Annotated in this window: 17 protein-coding genes; 6 read left to right on the top strand and 11 right to left on the bottom strand. The window is 43.2% G+C overall.

What is annotated here, in order from left to right; all coding sequences use genetic code 11:
- Positions 1–41: 41 nt before the first annotated feature.
- Positions 42–536 carry a hypothetical protein gene (locus tag ACR63N_RS05835; protein WP_367103397.1) on the bottom strand — a complete coding sequence of 165 codons (495 nt, stop codon included), beginning with the start codon at positions 534–536 and terminating at the stop codon, positions 42–44.
- Positions 537–795: 259 nt separating this feature from the next.
- Positions 796–1947, bottom strand: a complete 1152-nt coding sequence (locus ACR63N_RS05830; RefSeq protein ID WP_472782721.1) for a CNNM domain-containing protein — start codon at positions 1945–1947, stop codon at positions 796–798.
- Between the two features lie 766 nt (positions 1948–2713).
- Here ACR63N_RS05830 and yajC point away from each other — a divergent pair.
- The 6 genes from yajC to ACR63N_RS05800 all read left to right on the top strand — a co-directional run bounded on the left by yajC (position 2714) and on the right by ACR63N_RS05800 (position 9103).
- Positions 2714–3046 carry a preprotein translocase subunit YajC gene (gene yajC, locus ACR63N_RS05825; protein ID WP_367103398.1) on the top strand — a complete coding sequence of 111 codons (333 nt, stop codon included), beginning with the start codon at positions 2714–2716 and terminating at the stop codon, positions 3044–3046.
- A gap of 225 nt (positions 3047–3271) precedes the next feature.
- Positions 3272–5149, top strand: coding sequence for a protein translocase subunit SecD (gene secD / locus ACR63N_RS05820; RefSeq protein ID WP_367108566.1), 1878 nt, complete (start codon positions 3272–3274; stop codon positions 5147–5149).
- Between the two features lie 9 nt (positions 5150–5158).
- Complete coding sequence (gene secF / locus ACR63N_RS05815; protein WP_367106047.1) at positions 5159–6442, top strand: protein translocase subunit SecF; 1284 nt, start codon at positions 5159–5161, stop codon at positions 6440–6442.
- Between the two features lie 126 nt (positions 6443–6568).
- Positions 6569–7969: an MATE family efflux transporter gene (locus tag ACR63N_RS05810; RefSeq protein WP_472782581.1), complete on the top strand. Its 1401-nt coding sequence runs from the start codon at positions 6569–6571 to the stop codon at positions 7967–7969.
- 140 nt (positions 7970–8109) lie between these two features.
- Complete coding sequence (locus ACR63N_RS05805; protein ID WP_367106203.1) at positions 8110–8754, top strand: AzlC family ABC transporter permease; 645 nt, start codon at positions 8110–8112, stop codon at positions 8752–8754.
- Complete coding sequence (locus ACR63N_RS05800) at positions 8744–9103, top strand: AzlD domain-containing protein (RefSeq protein WP_367106049.1); 360 nt, start codon at positions 8744–8746, stop codon at positions 9101–9103. The genes ACR63N_RS05805 and ACR63N_RS05800 overlap by 11 nt, the downstream gene beginning before the upstream one ends.
- Positions 9104–9205: 102 nt before the next feature.
- Here the strand turns inward: ACR63N_RS05800 and purF are convergent, their stop codons facing one another.
- The 9 genes from purF to ACR63N_RS05755 form a co-directional block, all read right to left on the bottom strand.
- Positions 9206–10741 carry an amidophosphoribosyltransferase gene (gene purF, locus ACR63N_RS05795; protein ID WP_472782580.1) on the bottom strand — a complete coding sequence of 512 codons (1536 nt, stop codon included), beginning with the start codon at positions 10739–10741 and terminating at the stop codon, positions 9206–9208.
- 182 nt (positions 10742–10923) lie between these two features.
- Positions 10924–11421 carry a CvpA family protein gene (locus ACR63N_RS05790; protein WP_367106051.1) on the bottom strand — a complete coding sequence of 166 codons (498 nt, stop codon included), beginning with the start codon at positions 11419–11421 and terminating at the stop codon, positions 10924–10926.
- A 97-nt stretch (positions 11422–11518) separates the two neighbouring features.
- Positions 11519–12559 (bottom strand): quinone-dependent dihydroorotate dehydrogenase, encoded by a 1041-nt coding sequence (locus tag ACR63N_RS05785; RefSeq protein ID WP_367106052.1) that lies wholly within the window; start codon positions 12557–12559, stop codon positions 11519–11521.
- Positions 12560–12717: 158 nt separating this feature from the next.
- The gene (locus ACR63N_RS05780) at positions 12718–13257 is read right to left on the bottom strand and encodes a DUF4870 family protein (RefSeq protein ID WP_367103406.1); all 540 of its coding nucleotides are present in this window, start codon (positions 13255–13257) and stop codon (positions 12718–12720) included.
- Positions 13258–13381: 124 nt separating this feature from the next.
- Entirely contained in the window at positions 13382–13924 is a 543-nt protein-coding gene (gspM, locus tag ACR63N_RS05775) for a type II secretion system protein GspM (protein ID WP_367103407.1), read from the bottom strand.
- A 114-nt stretch (positions 13925–14038) separates the two neighbouring features.
- Positions 14039–15355, bottom strand: coding sequence for a type II secretion system protein GspL (gene gspL, locus ACR63N_RS05770; RefSeq protein ID WP_472782579.1), 1317 nt, complete (start codon positions 15353–15355; stop codon positions 14039–14041).
- A gap of 218 nt (positions 15356–15573) precedes the next feature.
- Positions 15574–16032: a phosphohistidine phosphatase SixA gene (gene sixA / locus ACR63N_RS05765; RefSeq protein ID WP_367103409.1), complete on the bottom strand. Its 459-nt coding sequence runs from the start codon at positions 16030–16032 to the stop codon at positions 15574–15576.
- Between the two features lie 32 nt (positions 16033–16064).
- Complete coding sequence (locus ACR63N_RS05760) at positions 16065–17408, bottom strand: NAD(P)H-dependent glycerol-3-phosphate dehydrogenase (RefSeq protein ID WP_472782578.1); 1344 nt, start codon at positions 17406–17408, stop codon at positions 16065–16067.
- A 21-nt stretch (positions 17409–17429) separates the two neighbouring features.
- A complete protein-coding gene (locus tag ACR63N_RS05755; protein ID WP_367110310.1) occupies positions 17430–18080 on the bottom strand; it encodes a nitroreductase family protein in 651 nt (216 codons plus the stop codon).
- Positions 18081–18085: the final 5 nt, after the last annotated feature.

Below are 18085 nucleotides of genomic sequence, written 5' to 3'. Positions count from 1 at the left end.
AATTTAAATATCTTATATGACTAATAGACGTGCGACAACCATCAATCAATAGTTATTTGCGAGACAGCCCGCAGCAACACTGCATTGTTATCAGTCAAAGTAAGCGTTACTCTTGAGGTGGTCACATACTGCACGTTTTTGCCGTTTTTAACCCAGCTCTCTACAGTTTTTATATTGGCTTTAGCCTGTGACCCGGTAGTGACTATATTGTCGACACTAATATCATAACGATAGTTCGAAGTTTCATTCCAGCTCTCTTGAAGCAGCTTTAGATAAGCATTTTTATCAAGGCTGGTTGATTTACCTTTTCTAGATAAGGAGATAAGAGCGTCGTCAGAGACCAAAGCTGCCACTTGACTTACGTTTTTGTTATTCGCCGCTGACTTCATAGCAGAGGCATAATTTTGTACTGCCGACTCAGTCATAGTTGCTGCTTGCGCACTGATACTTACGGTACTAGCAAGAGCTAGTATTGTCGTAACACTGGCACTTTTAATCAGTAGCGCCAATAGTCCTGTATTCCATAATTTTTTCATTATAATCCTTAATATTTATTATTTTACTAAGTTTTACATAGTAAATAACTTTTATTTGTATTTTTGCTTATTTATACAGGGATGTTGATAATTTAACATCACTTGCTGTACTTTTACAGCTAGCGGCAACGATGCTCACTACATTAAAATACTTATCTACTTTTCACTATTACTCTAATAAAATTATTGCTCTAATAAAGTAGCTCTAGCCTAGCACTAAACCTTTTCAGCTATGTAACACCCTGTGCAATTATGGCAACTATTGTGCAGACTTGACATTGTCGTCTATATTTTGCTCATCATCATCAAGCTTCATACCCAAACGCTCAACTCGTCTATCCATCATTTGCCGTGCCAGCGCTTGCATATCCTCTACGCGGTCTATTTCATCTACAATCTCCAGACCCAATAAGGTTTCAAAGACATCCTCTAGCGTAACCAAACCTTTGACTTCACCATATTCACCGACAGTAATGGCAATATGAATGCGGTTTTTTAACATTAATTCTAACAAATCAAATAGCTTCATCTTTGAGAATACAAAAGTGATGTCGCGCTGAAATTGAGTCAAAGGCTTGTGCATCGCATGATTCACCTTTGCCAGTAGCATATCTGTTTTTAGTACAAAACCGGTAATATTATCTAAATCACCATCGTAGATAGGCAGGCGAGAAAAGGTTAGTTTTGGTCGATCGATTAACACCTCAGCCACTGTTTTGTTTTGCTCAAATGCTAGCATCACCGAGCGCGGCGTCATAATATCTTCAACTTTAATCGCCCCAAATGCTAGCAAGTTGCGAATAATGCGCGACTCAAGCGGATCTATCTGACCCGCTTCTTCACCAATGCTGGCAAGGGCTGCAAACTCACGGCGACTAAATCCATGCGTCTCTTTACCGCGTATTAACAGTTTAGTCAAACGCTCAGACAACCAAATAATAGGGTATAAGATAATAATAATGACACGTACAAAATAAGCTACAGGTCCGCTAAGCTGCCGCCAATACACGGTTCCTAACGTTTTGGGAATAATCTCTGAAAAGGTTAAAATAGCCAGAGTCATCAAAGCTGAAAATAGTCCAAACCACGCACTACCAAATACAATCGTCGCTTGTGCACCTGCGCCAATAGAGCCTAGCGTGTTGGCAATAGTATTTAAGGTTAGGATCGCTGCTAGTGATTGATCAACGCTATCTTGCTTTAAGCGCTTGAGCATACCTGCTTTTTTGGGGTTGCTCTCTTGCACATCAGCAATATATGAGGGCGTCATGCTCAGTAGTACCGACTCTGCCATGGAACAGACAAAAGACAGACCGATGGCCATACTAACAAAACCTATCAGCATCAGTACATTAGCCGTGGTCGGCTGCTCAATCGAAGTAGCCGCCAAAGCTGAATGCGGCAATGACATCAGTAATAAAACCATCAAAGCTGGCAGCATAGGCAACGACTGAGTACCGAAACGGGAGTAATGAAACCGTGCCGGCGGAGGTTTAGAAGGCGCTTCTTTTTGACAAGCGCAAGGACGAGAGGATCGAGGTATAGACAAAACAGTGGTGGACAAGTTAAATAACCTAGACAAAAAAAGAATGGAGAAATAAAATTTATCATTGTTGACAATGATATTAGTACTTATTATAAAGCTTCTTGTTAGCAATAAACGCACAAACTAATCGTTGTACTTATATCAATACAACTCATCTAAAATCTACGCAGTAATCGTTATTGGTAGCAAAACTTATTAGGCTAGATCTAAGTCATTGATGGTAGCACCGATGCTATTATTTAACAATATTTCGTCTTACTAGGTATTTCACTAAATAATATAGACTTTTATAATAGTATTGATAGTAAATATATATACATAATTTTATATTACTAGCACAGTAGTATCTGTCGTTTTGCGTTTATGTGTTCATGGCGCTACAAACTCATAAATTCAAGAGCAAACCGTTAATACGTCTGATACCTTGAACGACTATTTAGCTAAAATGATTGTCGTAATAGATATCGACTGCTAGTATGCTGATATGTCTAGAAAAACATCTGCATCCTATGATTAACTAATGCCAAGTCTAGGAATTTTTGTTACTATGCGTCTAAATTATTATTGCTGCATCTAAATTGTCATTGCTGTATCTAATTTTATCATTATCTGCGACTTATTGAGAGAAACTATGAGCTTTTTTATACAATCTGCCTATGCCGCCGAAGCAGGTGCTGGTACTGGTGCTTCCCTATTTGGTCAGATCTTATTACCTGTAGCGTTTTTTGCGATTTTTTACTTTTTAGTTATCCGTCCGCAGTCTAAGCGTACCAAAGAGCACCGTGCTATGGTCAACGCTTTAACCGTGGGTAGCGAAATTATTTTTGCAGGCGGGCTGATGGGGCGTATCAAAGCGCTTGAAGGGGATTATGCTGTGGTAAGTTTAAACAGCAATACTGATGTTAAAATACAACGTGCTTCTGTACTCTCAGTGCTACCTGCTGGCACTATCGAGAGCGTATAGATGTCAGTAACAAAGCCTTGCATTTAACCTTTATTATCATGTATTCATTATCGTAATATTGATAGCAACTTTTAGAAGATGACCGTCGCATATTTACGGTCATCTTCTGCTATTAGCTGGTCAGATTAATATAATCGTTTATTGGTATCTTATATAATCAAGATTGTTTTATCTACTGACCTACGACCTGCGTTGCCAGTATCTTATCAACTTAAAGAAGTGATTATGCAATATCCTGCTTGGAAATACTTACTCATTACCGTCGTGCTGATCATCGCCGGTTTATATGCAGCTCCTAACCTCTACCCTGATGAGCCTGCAGTGCAGATTACCAGTGCCGCAGCCGGAACCCAGTTATCAGAGGGTATCTTAACTGAGTCACAAAGCTTACTAGAAGAAGCTGGTATCAACTCCCACGATGGCACTTTTGAGGGTAATAGTGCGTTGGTACGCCTCAATAACCCGACCGCTCAATTAAAAGCGCAGGAAGTCTTGCGTCAAAACTTAGGCGAAGATTATGTGGTGGCGCTGAATCTGGCACAAACCACGCCGCAGTGGCTACGTGATATCGGCGCCAAGCCCATGAAGCTAGGTCTAGATCTGCGCGGCGGGGTACGTTTCGTGCTTGAAGTGGATATGGACAAAGCACTGGAGCAGCGCTTAACCAGTGCCAGCCGTGATGTTCGCCGGGATCTGCGGGCCGAGCGTATCGCGGTGACAGGTATAAAGACTGAAGATCAAAGTATCGTACTGCATTTTGCTGATACTGATGCGCGCAACCGTGCGCAAAACGTTTTACAAAGCTCCATGGGGCTTAATTTCACTTTGCAGTCCTCTATTGATGAGCAAGGTCCTGCACTTATTATGACCTACAATGACGCCACTTTAGATGAGATCAACAGCTATGCGGTCAACCAAAATTTAACAACGCTACGCAATCGTATCAGCGAGCTTGGCGTAGCTGAAGCATTGGTCCAATCACAAGGTGCCAATCGTATCGTTGTAGAATTACCCGGCGTACAAGATACCGCTGAGGCCAAACGAGTCCTTGGCCGTACCGCCAATCTTGAATTTCGTTTGGTTGCCCAAGACAGTGAAAACTTTATGGGCGGCATCCCGCCTGCTGGTACCGAAGCGTTTCCATTTAAAACCCTCGATGGTCCCCCAGTATTGCTTGAGCGCCAAGCTATTGTCACCGGTGATAAAGTGACTAATGCCCAGACCAGCCTTGATGAAAACGGCCGTCCTGAGGTAAATATCACTCTAGACAGCGCTGGTGGTAAGCTTATGCAAAATGCTACGCGTACCGCTGTAGGCGATCAGATGGCAGTGTTGTTTATTGAAAACAAACAAAGAATCGCTTACGAAGAAGATCCAGAGACTGGTGAGACCATTGAAGTACGTACCCCTTATGCAGAAACCAAGGTCATCAATCGTGCTAATATTCAAGCAGTGCTTGGTTCATCGTTTCGTATCACAGGACTCGATAGTAATGCAGAAGCGGCTGAGCTAGCACTTTTGCTACGCTCAGGAGCGCTTGCCGCGCCTATGTATTTCGTTGAGGAGCGCACTATTGGTCCCTCATTAGGGCAAGAAAACATCGATAAAGGTTTGTTTTCAACCCAAGTTGGTTATTTGCTAGTTTTTGTCTTTATGATTGTGTTTTATCGTCTCTTTGGCGTGATTGCCAATATAGCGCTGGCAATTAACGTTATTATTATTATTGCTATTATGTCGATTCTAGGCTCATCATTAACTTTGCCAGGTATTGCTGGTATTGTCTTGACCATTGGTATGGCCGTTGATGCCAACGTCCTAATCTTTGAGCGTATACGTGAGGAGCTGGCAAACGGAGTACGGCCAAAATCCGCCGTTGTGGCGGGATTTGATCGCGCCTTTAGCAGTATTTTTGATGCCAACATTACGACATTATTGGTAGCCTTTATCTTGTTTGCCATTGGTACCGGTCCGATTAAGGGTTTTGCAATCACTTTAGCTATTGGTATCGTCAGCTCGCTCTTTACCGCAATTTTGGTGACCCGCGCCTTGGTACAAATCGCTTATGGTAAGCGCAAATCTATCAAACGTTTGAGCATTGGCTAGGAGAAACACATGGCGACTAAGAATACACCCCCAGAGCACAACAATACGCCGACATCTAGCAGCTCAGGTGACGGCACAAGTAATAACCCTGATAGTAATAACAGACGTCGTAGCCGTAATAAGCCGCGCCGTGATGGCAAGGGTAGCAACACACAAACCAATAAATCTGGTCCTTCTAAGACTAGTAAAGGCAACTCTCGGCGCGGCGGTAAAGGTAGTCAGGCACTGACCACTCAAGATACTATTATTGGTCAAGATACAAGTGCTGGCATTAATCCTAATGAATCAGTTGATAGCGCTGCCGATGATGCCGCTTTAGCTGAAGGCGGTATTAAAGCCATTGGTGATCAGCGTATTATTCCCTTTATGAAGATAGAAAAACCGATGGCTATCTTATCGGTACTATTGATTATCGGTAGTATTATTGCGATCGCGGTTAATGGTCTTAATCTCGGTCTTGACTTTACTGGAGGGGTTTCAGCGGATGTCAGTTATGAGCAGCCCGCCGAACAAGTCGAGGTGGTACAAGCACTGGCTGATAATGGTTTTGACGATGCTGTGGTGCAGTATCTGGGTACCCGGCAAGAGCTATTAGTACGCTTGCCGCCACAATCAGATAATATTGATGGCTTAAGTGCTTCGCTAAATCAAGCGTTGGAGCTGCCCAACAATCAGGTCGAGATTAGCAACGTTAATATCATTGGTAGTCAAGTCGGTAATGAGGTCTATCTTAACTCTGTGATGGCTATAGCATTGGCGCTAGCCTGTATGCTAGGCTATGTAGCACTGCGCTTCCAGTTTAAGCTTGCCATAGGAGCAGTGATGGCTTTATTTCACGATGCTATTGTGACCGTTGGGGTATTTGCTCTCTTTGGTTTCCCCTTTGATTTAACGGTACTAGCTGCGGTACTTGCGCTAATCGGTTATTCGCTTAATGACACTATCGTCGTCTACGACCGTATCCGTGAAAACTTTCGCCGCGTTCGTGGTATTACGCCGCGCCAAACCATCGATTTGTCACTAACAGAGACTTTGCGCCGTACTATTATGACTATCTCAACGGTACTACTGGTAGTATTGGCAATGATGTTTTTGGGTGGTGATGGCTTGTATTGGTTCTCAGTTGCACTATTTATTGGTCTTATTGCAGGTACCTATTCATCCATCTATATCTCAAGCTCTATTCCGCTTCGAATGGGACTATCGCGTGACGATTTCGTAGTTAAAGTGAAGCCTGAATTTGAAGAAGAAATCGTCACCTTCAATGATCCAAAGATGTTTGAGCAAGACTAAGATATGGATAGTAAAGTGGCATTGATAATAAAGTATTGAGTACAGCGTCCTTATCTTTATCTATAAGCACCTATCTATTAGGTGCTTTATTTTGTATGACTAGCAATACATATAAGTGATCATATTATGTCAACTGCTCAATCGCCGCAGGCCAGACCACCTATTGACACTCGCTACGCGCACATCATTGCCATAGCGATTCCAGTGCTGCTTGCAAATTTAGCCATGCCGCTACAAAGTGTCATCGATACGGCGGTCGTAGGTAATATGAATGAGGCGTCAAAGCTTGCTGGTATGGGGCTTGCTATACAACTATTGTCTTTACTACTGGTTAGTTTTAACTTTTTGCAGTACGCCTCCTCAGGATTATCAGCGCAAGCATTAGGGCAACTTGCTGATAACGCCGAATCAACAACTAATCAGCAAAAGCTAGCGCCGCTATTACCTATTTTACAGCGTGCCTTGTTATTAGCCGTTGGCATCGGACTGGTACTACTGCTTGCTAAACCATGGTTGATCGATTTTGGTCTGCAAGCTTTATCTGCTAACCCTGCCAGCTCCGTCGCAGCAAAAACCTATCTAGACGTACGTTTTTGGGGCGTCGTTGCTGAGCTGATGAACTTTGCCTTTATTGGCTGGTTTGCCGGACAAGGTAAGACCCGCTATATGCTCTACCAACAAGGGTTTATTGCCCTACTTAACATCGTGCTGACTTTATTTTTTGTTTATGGTATGCAGCTAGATTTAGTAGGCGTGGCGCTAGGTACGACAATCGCCTTTTGGTCAGGGGTAGTATTGGCATTGTGGCTTAGTCGTCGTCATTTACAGTTGAGCTGGTCAAGCCTGTTTACCGCTGATTCGAAAGACTTCGCTAAACATAAAATGCTTAGGCTATTTTCTTTGAATAAAGATATTTTTGTGCGTACGCTTATTTTGACGTTAAGCTTTGCATGGATTACCCGCTTGTCCGCGCAAAGCGGTGATCTGATTCTAGCTGCTAATGCTATTTTATTACAAGTTCTTAGCATCTCAGCTTTTGCTCTTGATGGCGTAGCAGTATCAGCTGAAACTCTAAGTGGTCAAGCAGCAGGGCGGCGTGATTGGGTACGCTTTCGCATTATCGTTAAACGTACTGGTATAGTTAGCTACGCTCTTGCTATTATACTCAGCGCTATATGGTGGGTCGCTATGCCAACTTATCTACAGCTGGTGACTAATATTGATAGTGTTTTTGCTTTGGCCGACGCTTATAAAGGCTACGCTATACTTCTGCCTCTAGTAGGTGTAGGTGCTTATTGGCTTGATGGTATATTCTTTGGGTTAACCGCAGGACATATTATTCGTAATGCAGCTTTGATACTGGCAGTGCTCTTTTTTCCGCTCAGTTGGCTGCTGTTTCAACAATATGATATGACCGGTATTTGGCTTGGAGTTTGGTGTTTATTGCTTCTGCGTATGCTGATTCTTAGCGCCTTTTTATACCGTGCTCAGATGACCGGTAGCTACGAAAAACTACAGCCGAGTTGATAGGTTACAAAAACAGGCTAATCAAAAACTTTAGTATAGATTAGACAATCGCAGGATATCACGTGGACACTTATTCCAATCAAAGAAAAAGCACTACCTACCTATGGTCTGAGGGTTTCAAAAAAAGCCTGCCAGTAGCGATGGGCTATCTGCCTGCAGGTATTGCTTTTGGAGTTTTAGCCCAAGTCGCAGGGGTGCCTATTTGGGCGACAATTATGCTAAGTATTGTATTGTATGCAGGCGCCGCTCAGTATGCCTGCTTGCCCATGCTTAGCGCCGGTTTACCTATTGGTAGCATAGCAACTAACATTGCCGCTATTAATTTGCGTCATGTGTTCTACGGGGTGCCTCTACTGCAGTATCTACCCACCCAAAAGCTGGCGAAAACTTATTGTCTTTTTGCCCTCACTGACGAAACTTTTTCTGTAATGACTAGCTTGCCTCTTGATGCCAGACAAAAGCTAATATTACCAATTAGCTTATTCAATCAAAGTTGGTGGGTACTGGCATCCGCTATTGGGGTAATGATCGGCAGCGCGCTGAATGATTTGGTGCCCCATTTGGATTTTGCACTGGTTTGTTTGTTTGCTATTTTGGCTTATGAGCAGTTTCAAAGTATCAAACGCTACTTCCCTATTGGTATTGCGGCTGTGGCCTTAATCATAGCGTCATTCTTTACCAGTAACTGGTTGTTATTGATGGCTATCACCCTCTGTATGCTCCTGATCTTAGCACGCGGCTTTTGGCTACAGCGCCGAATAACAGGAGAGACTCATGACCAGTAGTTATTTAATTATTGCAACATTCGCTATGGCAGGAGTCACCTTTATTACTCGTGCTATTCCCGCTTTAATACCTAAAAAGCTACTGGATACGCCTTGGCTACATAGGCTTAATGAGAGCTTACCATTATCGGTTATGGTATTACTGATTTTAACTAGCCTATCTTATCAAGACCTATCCGTTAGTACCGGACTTAGTAGCGCGGAGCTACATTTATTGCTAGCACAGATTGGCGCATTAGCCCTAGTATTATTTATTTATCATTTTAGTCGTCAGTTGTTAGTTAGTATGATTGTTGGCATAGCCGCTATTAATGGCTTGCTATGGACCTTTAGTTCTTTATTAAATTGAAAAACTTCAATTAAAGATTTAATAAATAAAAACCAAACAAAAAAGCTGAACTCTATAAAGAATTCAGCTTTTTTATAATATTATTGTATGATTTTACATGGCTTACATCTCTTCTACGCCCATCATATCAACTGGGGTATCGGCAACAATTTGTACACCCTTTTTACCCACTTTAGCGATATCATTGCGCTGCGCTTGCAGATGATCAAAATAAGCTTCGTTGATTTGACCCGTAATATAACAGCCATTAAATACTGCACAATCAAAGCCTTCAACGCGGCTATGTTTGGTATCCTTTACCGCCTCAATTAGATCATCCAAGTCTTGGAAAATCAGACGATCAGCACCGATTATTTTGCGCACCTCTTCTACGCTGTGGCCTGAGGCAATCAGCTCACTACGCACCGGCATATCGATACCATAAACATTAGGGTATTTGACCGGCGGCGCCGCGCTAGCAAAAAACACCTTTTTAGCACCAGCATCACGAGCCATTTGAATGATTTCATGGCAAGTAGTACCGCGCACGATAGAGTCATCAACCAACAACACGTTTTTGTCCTTGAACTCTAAAGGTACGGCGCTCAGCTTTTGACGCACCGACTTTTTGCGCTGCTGCTGCCCTGGCATAATGAAGGTGCGGCCGATGTAGCGGTTTTTCATAAAGCCTTCGCGGTACTTAATATTCATCTTAAGCGCCAGCTCCATCGCTGAGGTACGTGAAGTATCTGGAATCGGAATCACCACATCTATGTCGTGATCATCACCCCATTCATCAAGAATTTTTTGTCCCAGCTTCTCGCCCATACGCAGACGTGATTTATAAACCGAGATATTGTCCATAATCGAATCAGGACGCGCAAAGTACACATATTCAAAAATACAAGGCGTATATTCTTTCTGCTCAACACACTGATAAGTATGCAACTGATGATGCATGTCAATAAAGATTGCCTCACCAGGTTTGACATCACGAACAATATTAAAGCCACAACCCGTCAAAGCGACCGACTCTGAGGCTACCATGTATTCTGTACCGCCATTAGCCGCCAAGCGCTCACCAAAGATGAGCGGACGAATACCATTCGGATCACGAAACGCTAATAAGCCATGACCGGTAATCATCGCCACAACCCCATAAGCGCCCTCGCAGCGCGCATAAACTGCTTTTACCGCCTCAAAGATATCATCAGGCGTAGGATGAGTCTTGCCTAAATCCTGCATCTCATGGGCTAACACATTAAGTAGTACTTCAGAGTCAGAGTCAGTATTGAGATGACGACGATCGTCTTGATAAAGCGCTTTGGCAAGGCTCTCTGCATTGGTCAGATTACCGTTGTGCGCTAAAGTAATACCATAAGGCGAGTTGACATAAAATGGCTGCGCCTCAGCGCTACTTGAGGTGCCGGCGGTAGGATAACGTACGTGACCGATACCAAATTGTCCGATAAGCTTTACCATATGACGGTTCATAAAGACATCGCGCACCATACCGTTCTCTTTACGCAGGTATAAACGCCCATCTTGCAAAGTAACAATACCCGCAGCATCTTGCCCACGATGCTGTAACATCGTTAAAGCATCATAAAGAATTTGGTTGACTGGCTCATGAGCTGCAACCCCGACGACTCCACACATAGTTATGTCCTATTTTGAACCGAGATTTGGTATTATGATGATAATTTAATCTTAATAATACTGTAGATTATTAAATAATACCTTAGAAGTACTGGTTGTTGTCCAACTACTTATTGTAAATACTGATTTAGAAAATATAAATGATAAAAGCTAAACTAAAAACTTGTAGGATAATGGTTTGGTTATGACTGATTGACTTGATCCCAAGCAGCGCCTAGCACATTTGATGCTAATTCTTGACCCATAGGAGCATAAGGAAGCAGCTCAGGCGCAAGTATAGAGGTTTGCCACTGCGGCAGTTGCACTAATAATGGCGCGCTGATGCTCATAATCACTAATACGACTAGAACGTTTTTGGCCGCGCCCAATACGCCGCCGGCCATTTTATCTAATGCGCCTAGACGCAGAGTTCTAAGTACCTCTGCAAATACGAACGCTACCAGATGCATCACGGTCAAAATTACCACGACTACTAGTAGAAATGCCAAAGCCAGTTGTAATACTGGATTTTGTACTACGCCTGAGAGCTGCGGAGCAACTGCGCTAGCTAACCGCGTAGCCGCAATGAGGGCGATAAACCAGCCTGCTAACCCTACTGCAGTCTTAATTAATCCTACTTGAAAGCCGCGCCACAGGCCAATAAGAACAACAACGGCAATCACGATATCTAAACCACTCATATTTACCGCCTTTATCCTAGTAAGCTTTTCTGGTCAACCCGTAAGCCTTACAATCGCCCTATGAACTTTTATAAAAAGCTTATTTTGCTTAACTCTCTTATACATCACTATCTTGAGAATCATAGTAACCGCCAATAGCTTGAATACAAGACTGCACCAGACCTGGTCCACGATAAATGAGGCCAGTATAAAGTTGTACCATATCTGCACCCGCTACGATCTTTTTGACTGCTTTTTCGCCGCTATCAATACCGCCAACCCCTATCAACGCAACCTTGTCATCTAGCTGATCAGAGAATTGTTGCAAAACCTGCGTACTAATATGACTAACTGGACGACCTGATAAACCACCACTTTGGTCGCCATCGGCCAAATCCTCAACGCCTACTCGGCTCAATGTGGTATTGGTCGCAATCAGCCCATCAATCTCAAAGTCGAGCAGCTGCTGGGAGATATAATCAACCTGTAAAGGTTCTAAATCTGGAGCTACTTTTAGCACTAGCGGCACATAGAATCCGTATTCGGTTGCCAACTGGCTATGACGGTTTTTGATAGTATCTAAAAGCTGAGTTAAGGCCTCACCGCTTTGTAGGTCACGTAAATTCTTAGTATTTGGTGAGGAGATATTCACCGTAATATAGGAGGCATGCGGATAAACACGTTCTAGACAATAGACATAATCATCTGCCGCTTGCTCAACAGGAGTACTCGCGTTTTTGCCGATATTGATACCGATATTGCCTTTATACTTGCAGCGTTTGACATTATCGATTAAATAATCAACGCCTTGATTGTTAAAGCCCATACGGTTGATGATGGCATCCGCTTGCTTGAGTCTAAACAAACGCGGCTTATCATTACCGATTTGCGGTTTTGGGGTGACTGTACCCACCTCAATAAAACCAAAACCTAACTCGGCAAGCGCATCAATATAATCACCGTTTTTATCCAAACCTGCAGCCAGACCAACTGGATTTGAAAATTGCAGTCCCATACAGTCTGTAGGCTGCATAAATTGACCATAAACCAAACCTAGAGCGCGAGCTTTGTGAGCCTTTTCTAGTAAAGATAAAGTCATATCATGAGCGTGCTCAGGATCCATCTTAAATAAAAATGGACGAAGTAAAGCATAAGACATAATGGCAATTAACCTGGTTTAGATAAAGGAGCAGATAGAAAATAAAGCTATCATAAACAAGCTGGCAATAGTAATAAAATGCTATGTATGTATTATATCAGCTTAAGAAAAACAAGACTAAAGCTTTGTTCTCTAATTCATAGTCGAGAAAAGCCTAATCAAGGTACGGGACGATTATCAGTAAGTGCCACCCAGCCGCGTACGATACGGTACAGATGCCAAATAAACGTAAACGCCATAATAAGTAGACCAAGACCGGTCAGCAAAATCGAGCTAAGCGCTAAGCTACCACTATCTGCAAAAACACTTACCCCAAGACCACCAAGCGCAAAGGTTATTATAATCATGCCAATAGCAAACAACACGATACTATACCAAAAAGTTTTAATCTGCCAATCAAAATGGGTGGCAAGCCAAGTATTATCGGCATCACGGCGCTTAGCATAATTCATCACTATTGGCACGATCCATAGTAGACCTGCGGTAAAATAGCTGAGGACATATAATAAGTAAGTTATATGATTATAAAGAGTAAGAGAGCGCTGTTCACTTGTAGTTAGCAGATGGCCTCCTTGCTGGGTAAGTTTATATGTCTGTGATTCAATACCAAGATCATTATAACCTGTAGAGTTAGTCTCGGTCATTTGAGTTTGACGTTGCAAGCGTTCTTTAGAATTGGAGTCAGGAGCATTATTCATAATAAGTATCTCCATCTGGCAGGCAGTCGACCATAATGTACAACCAATGTTATCTTTAAGCATTTCATTGTGCCGGATAACATACTTTTCAAGATAGTAAATAAATGCAAGTTGATAAATACAACTAAAAATCAGCTACTCCTTGTACCTCAATAACCTTGGACGTTGGATCTTGCTGCATTGACAATTGAGTAAGCTGCCAACCTTGCCGTTCAAGGTTACCCAAAACGTTACTCACTACAGCCTGACTGGGATGACTAAAGCTTAGTTGTACCGCCTCCCCTGTAGCGACTACTTGTGCGTTATCGATACCTGATTCATTAAGCAAAGCATTGACACGGTTGGCTGGAGGCTGCGCATCTGCGCCTTCTTGCACTGTCCCAGCATTTAGCGCAGTAGAACTGAGGTTACTAGCCTGCGCGCGTAGCCAAAAATAATCAGCAATCTGCTCTTGATAGCGTGCTTTACTGTCTTTGGCAGCTTGATGCATACTATAACCACCGTAGCCCCCAACAAACAGTAGTAAAAATACTACTAACACACCTAATGCCAACTGATCTCGCGGCGCTAACGCTTGCCAGCGTGCCCATAGCGCGTCCTGACGACGATTTATACGCTCTGACAGTGCTGAAGGAGTACGCTGAGCACGGCGCTGCAATATATTCATTACCTGACCTTGAGGATGATGTATTAATGGAAACTATGGTTAATAAACATGATTATTTAGTTAATCAAAACGGTTATTGTATTAGCCGTCCGTGATAACAGTCACAGCAGTTATTTAAGACTGAACAGTATCGTTAGCCGCACTGGTATCGTCTGCAATATCTACGGTAATCTGTCCACTGAACTGCCCTTGCTCGTTACTATTAACGCGCTCTAAAGTCGCCGCTATACCTTGGGTCGTCAAAGTATTAGCAAACTGATCCAAGCTATCACGATCGGGCGCTATTAACGTAAAACTTAGTGACGAAGGCTCCATAGCTAACGCTTGGGCATGTAAAGAGGACTGCTTGATAAGCGGTGATATTCGCGCCAGTATGGCTAGGTGTGAAGCTGACTCTTGACTGTCGCTACGCAGCTTGGGTTGCATTTGCACTTGCAGTTTGGTGCGGCTAGTATTTAAACGCTCATCAGGAAACCAAGACTGATATTGAGTAGCCACTGCTGTTTGCGTCACCGCTGCTGCAGCATTATAGCGATAGACTTGTAAGGCATCAGCTGCAATCTGTAGCGTCAATGCTGAGAGCGCAACCATCATAGCCAAACGCAAATAAGGCGACAACTTTGAGTCTGATACTTTAACAAAAAAGTTAAGACCATGTCGTTCAGGGGTATCAATCGGCGTAGGAGCTACAGTTAACGGCGTTAACACTATTTGTAGATCAGCTAGTAACTCAGCTGTCTGCGCTGCAATATCAGTTTGTGAAGCTGGCACGTGCTCTGCTACTGGCTTTTGTAAGCTGATATCCGCAGCTGCCTCATTAAAACTATTGACTGTAGCGCTCGTATCGCTGTCATTAGCAGACGATATAGGCGGAAGCAGGCGAACCTCACTCAAATGCGGTAAACGCTCAACGATTAAGGGTAAGTAGCTGACTGCTAGCCCTTGATGCTGTGATTGTCGTAGCAGTGCAGTATATTCATCTTGATAAATAACTACTTGCTGTCCTGCGCCCTCCTCCGGCACTGGTAATAGCATAAAATCAGGCAATAATGCGCGAATACTCATGCCCGCTAAGGTAGCGCTTTGCTCCCATATTGCAATGTCATGCTCCGCTACAGCATATAAATGATGGACACTTGCATGACCAATTTGCCGAATAGCCAGTTGCTCAACAGGCGCTAAGGACGTCTCTTCAAATAAATACTGCTTGCCAGTACTACCTAATTGCTTGAGCTGAGCGGCATTGAGTTCAGTATCTACTTGTAACAAATGACTTGAAGGGAAATACAAACACAGCGTACTATCAGCATTTTTGCCTTTATAATAAGTATCATAGAGCTGCTGCCAGCTACTAACAGGTTGCCAGTGTTCTGTATCTGCATGCCAAACTGCTAATGGGCTATGCTGTGCTCTTAACCAAACTTGCAACACTAAGCGTGTCCTTATCTGTCAAATCAATCGTTAAAGGGACTAAAATAAAAGGGCTAAAATCTGCACAGTATATATCATAATTATCATAAAACTATGCCAAAAACTGTGCAAATTATAAGCCACTTAACCTAAAAAACGGCTACTTATTGTAGCAATAACAATCCAGTTTATAACGCTACGGTTAGATCAACATGATGAGACCAAACCAACAGTTAGTCTTAACTTGGCTGCTTAGGTACAAAGCGATCTTTTTCGGTCGCCATTCCTGACATAAAAAACTCTGTCTCAAGCACTCGTGCTTCTGCTAAAGCAAAAGATTCAGGACTGTCGCCTGTAAGAAGACCAGCAAGATTGGCCACGATAGACATATGGCAGACGACCACCAAACACTTAGCTTCTACCTTCGCCAGCTCTGCTAACGCTTCGCGAGCATTGTCAGATGGGGTGATATTGTCTTGTACCCTGACCGGTACTTGCGGTGCAAGCACTTGAAGTTCCGCTAAACTCTGCTGCGCTCTATCATAGGGACTAACTATGAATTGATCGGGCGTATAGTGCTGCATAATGTAATCTGCAGTTTGCGCTGCCTGCTGGTGACCAAAATCAGTCAATTGACGCGCGCTGTCAGGACGCGTCTCATCCTCAGCTTGTCCATGACGCATTAATATTATTTTCATAGCTCTCCCTAACTTTTAACCTACCATTAAGCTTATTTATCGTCTTCAGCTTTGTGCTTATTTGTAGATGCCTGATCAGACGGTTTACTCGGTGCCTGCATATGTGCGCTAAGCATATCATTACTGTGATCGTGAGGCATCACAAACTCAACGTCACTGCGAAATCCTGCTTCCATCAGGTTCAGTGCCACTCCAAGTGCTGCTTTATCTTCATAAATTACCGCATGTAGCGCATGGGTAATTGGCATATAAATGCCTTCTTGACTAGCTTTTTCATGAACTTGCTGAATGGTATTGACCCCCTCAGCAGTCTGACCTAACTTTTTGACCGCCGCATCAATAGTCATACCGCGGCCCAACATATTGCCAATCTGATAATTACGGCTCAGCTCTGAGCTACAAGTGGCATATAAATCGCCCACTCCAGACAACCCTAAAAAGGTCAACGGATTAGCGCCCGCTGCTAAGCCAAAACGGCTCATCTCAGCCAAAGCACGCGTGAGTAACATAGCTTTGGTGTTTTCGCCCACTTTGTAAGCGGCTGCCATACCCATAGCAATGGCATAGATGTTTTTAAGCGCTCCGCCAAGCTCAACGCCGTGAATATCATCACTGGCAAACACCCGAAAAAAAGCACTGTGTAGCGCGGCTTGTACCGCATGACGTAGCGGCTCTGAATCACTAGCAATAACTGTCGCTGACGGCATGTTTTTCATAATTTCTATAGCAAGGTTTGGTCCTGACATTACACCAAAATTCACCTCAGGTAATTCATCTTCGATGATATCACTCATGAGTGCAAAGGTATCCTTTTCCATACCTTTGGTTAAAGACACTACCGATTGGCCAGTAATAAATGGCGCAATATTTTTGAGAGTCTCACGAAAAGCTGAGCTTGGCACGGCCAAAAAGATAATATCTTTATCGGTAACTGCTGCCTCTAGATCATGACTGTACTTAAGACGATCATCAAGCTTATAATCTGGCAGATACTTTTTATTAACTTGCGTCTTTACCATTGATTTGACAGTACGTTTATTACGCACCCAAAGCGTGGTATCGCAGCCATTGCGCGCCGCCAAGTTGGCCATAGCTGTACCAAAACTACCACCACCCAAAAAAGCGAGACGCAGCTTAGTAGGATTTTTATGAATTTGATCCATGTTTTTGGCTACAGCCGCCTCAACAGAGCTTGGCGCAAACTTTTTACGATTGAAACCTGATCGGGTAGCGCGCTCAATGATACTGGCTAACAAACCGCCTTGTTTTTCATCATGACTGTCGTTGGTAGCATCGATATCGTTATCTATATTAGTATCGGCGTCAATATCTTGATCATTATGTTGGTCATCAGGCTTATCGGTAGGGCTAATCATATCTAATTATCCGTGTTGAGGTTAAGACTCAAAGCGTAGTAAAGGTTCAATATCAATGGGTTTACGTGCCGGAGTAGCTTTAGGGCTGGTGCCAGTATAAACAAAAGCGGTAACATAATCATCAACGCCAACGCCAAAATATTCTTTTACCGCAGGCTCATTACATAGCAAACCGGTACGCCATACCGTACTAAACCCTTGCGCTTTTAGAGCCAAAATAAGGTTTTGTACCGCAGAGCCTGCGCTCAGCATTTGCTCAAAAGGCGGTACTTTTTTGTGCTGCTGCATATGCGTGATTACGGTAATGATAACGGGCGCCCGCATGGGCAGATTGTAGGTTTTTTGGCGGGTTTTCTCAGATAAGTCCTCGCCTTCTCGCGCCGCTTTTGCTTCAGCCGCAGTTAAAAGGGCTTGACCAAATTGCTGACGAGCATTGCCTTCGGTAACAATAAAACGCCATGGACGCAGTTTTTTATGATCAGGGGCTGTTGCCGCGCAGCTTATCGCATCTTTTATCTGAGCGTGTGTAGGTGCAGGAGTATCAAGATTGCCCATACTGCGTCTTGATTTGATCCAGTCAATTAGCTGCTCATCAGTAGCTTCAAGAGGGTCTGAATTAGTCTCTATCATCTTTTTTATCTCTTTGTTGTTTTTATTTTCGTTTTTACTCATCGCTA

It is taken from the genome of Psychrobacter sp. M4 (genome assembly GCF_055699795.1).
Note: the sequence above shows the minus strand (reverse complement) of the source record. Positions and strands in the feature narration are given on the sequence as shown.

Bases quoted from the DNA above. Each gene is read 5' to 3' on its own strand.
- ACR63N_RS05835 (WP_367103397.1), bottom strand. From the start codon at position 536: ATGAAAAAATTATGGAATACAGGACTATTGGCGCTACTGATTAAAAGT.
- ACR63N_RS05830 (WP_472782721.1), bottom strand. From the start codon at position 1,947: ATGTCATTGCCGCATTCAGCTTTGGCGGCTACTTCGATTGAGCAGCCG.
- yajC (WP_367103398.1), top strand. From the start codon at position 2,714: ATGAGCTTTTTTATACAATCTGCCTATGCCGCCGAAGCAGGTGCTGGT.
- secD (WP_367108566.1), top strand. From the start codon at position 3,272: ATGCAATATCCTGCTTGGAAATACTTACTCATTACCGTCGTGCTGATC.
- secF (WP_367106047.1), top strand. From the start codon at position 5,159: ATGGCGACTAAGAATACACCCCCAGAGCACAACAATACGCCGACATCT.
- ACR63N_RS05810 (WP_472782581.1), top strand. From the start codon at position 6,569: ATGTCAACTGCTCAATCGCCGCAGGCCAGACCACCTATTGACACTCGC.
- ACR63N_RS05805 (WP_367106203.1), top strand. From the start codon at position 8,110: ATGGGCTATCTGCCTGCAGGTATTGCTTTTGGAGTTTTAGCCCAAGTC.
- ACR63N_RS05800 (WP_367106049.1), top strand. From the start codon at position 8,744: ATGACCAGTAGTTATTTAATTATTGCAACATTCGCTATGGCAGGAGTC.
- purF (WP_472782580.1), bottom strand. From the start codon at position 10,741: ATGTGTGGAGTCGTCGGGGTTGCAGCTCATGAGCCAGTCAACCAAATT.
- ACR63N_RS05790 (WP_367106051.1), bottom strand. From the start codon at position 11,421: ATGAGTGGTTTAGATATCGTGATTGCCGTTGTTGTTCTTATTGGCCTG.
- ACR63N_RS05785 (WP_367106052.1), bottom strand. From the start codon at position 12,559: ATGTCTTATGCTTTACTTCGTCCATTTTTATTTAAGATGGATCCTGAG.
- ACR63N_RS05780 (WP_367103406.1), bottom strand. From the start codon at position 13,257: ATGAATAATGCTCCTGACTCCAATTCTAAAGAACGCTTGCAACGTCAA.
- gspM (WP_367103407.1), bottom strand. From the start codon at position 13,924: ATGAATATATTGCAGCGCCGTGCTCAGCGTACTCCTTCAGCACTGTCA.
- sixA (WP_367103409.1), bottom strand. From the start codon at position 16,032: ATGAAAATAATATTAATGCGTCATGGACAAGCTGAGGATGAGACGCGT.
- ACR63N_RS05760 (WP_472782578.1), bottom strand. From the start codon at position 17,408: ATGATTAGCCCTACCGATAAGCCTGATGACCAACATAATGATCAAGAT.
- ACR63N_RS05755 (WP_367110310.1), bottom strand. From the start codon at position 18,080: ATGAGTAAAAACGAAAATAAAAACAACAAAGAGATAAAAAAGATGATA.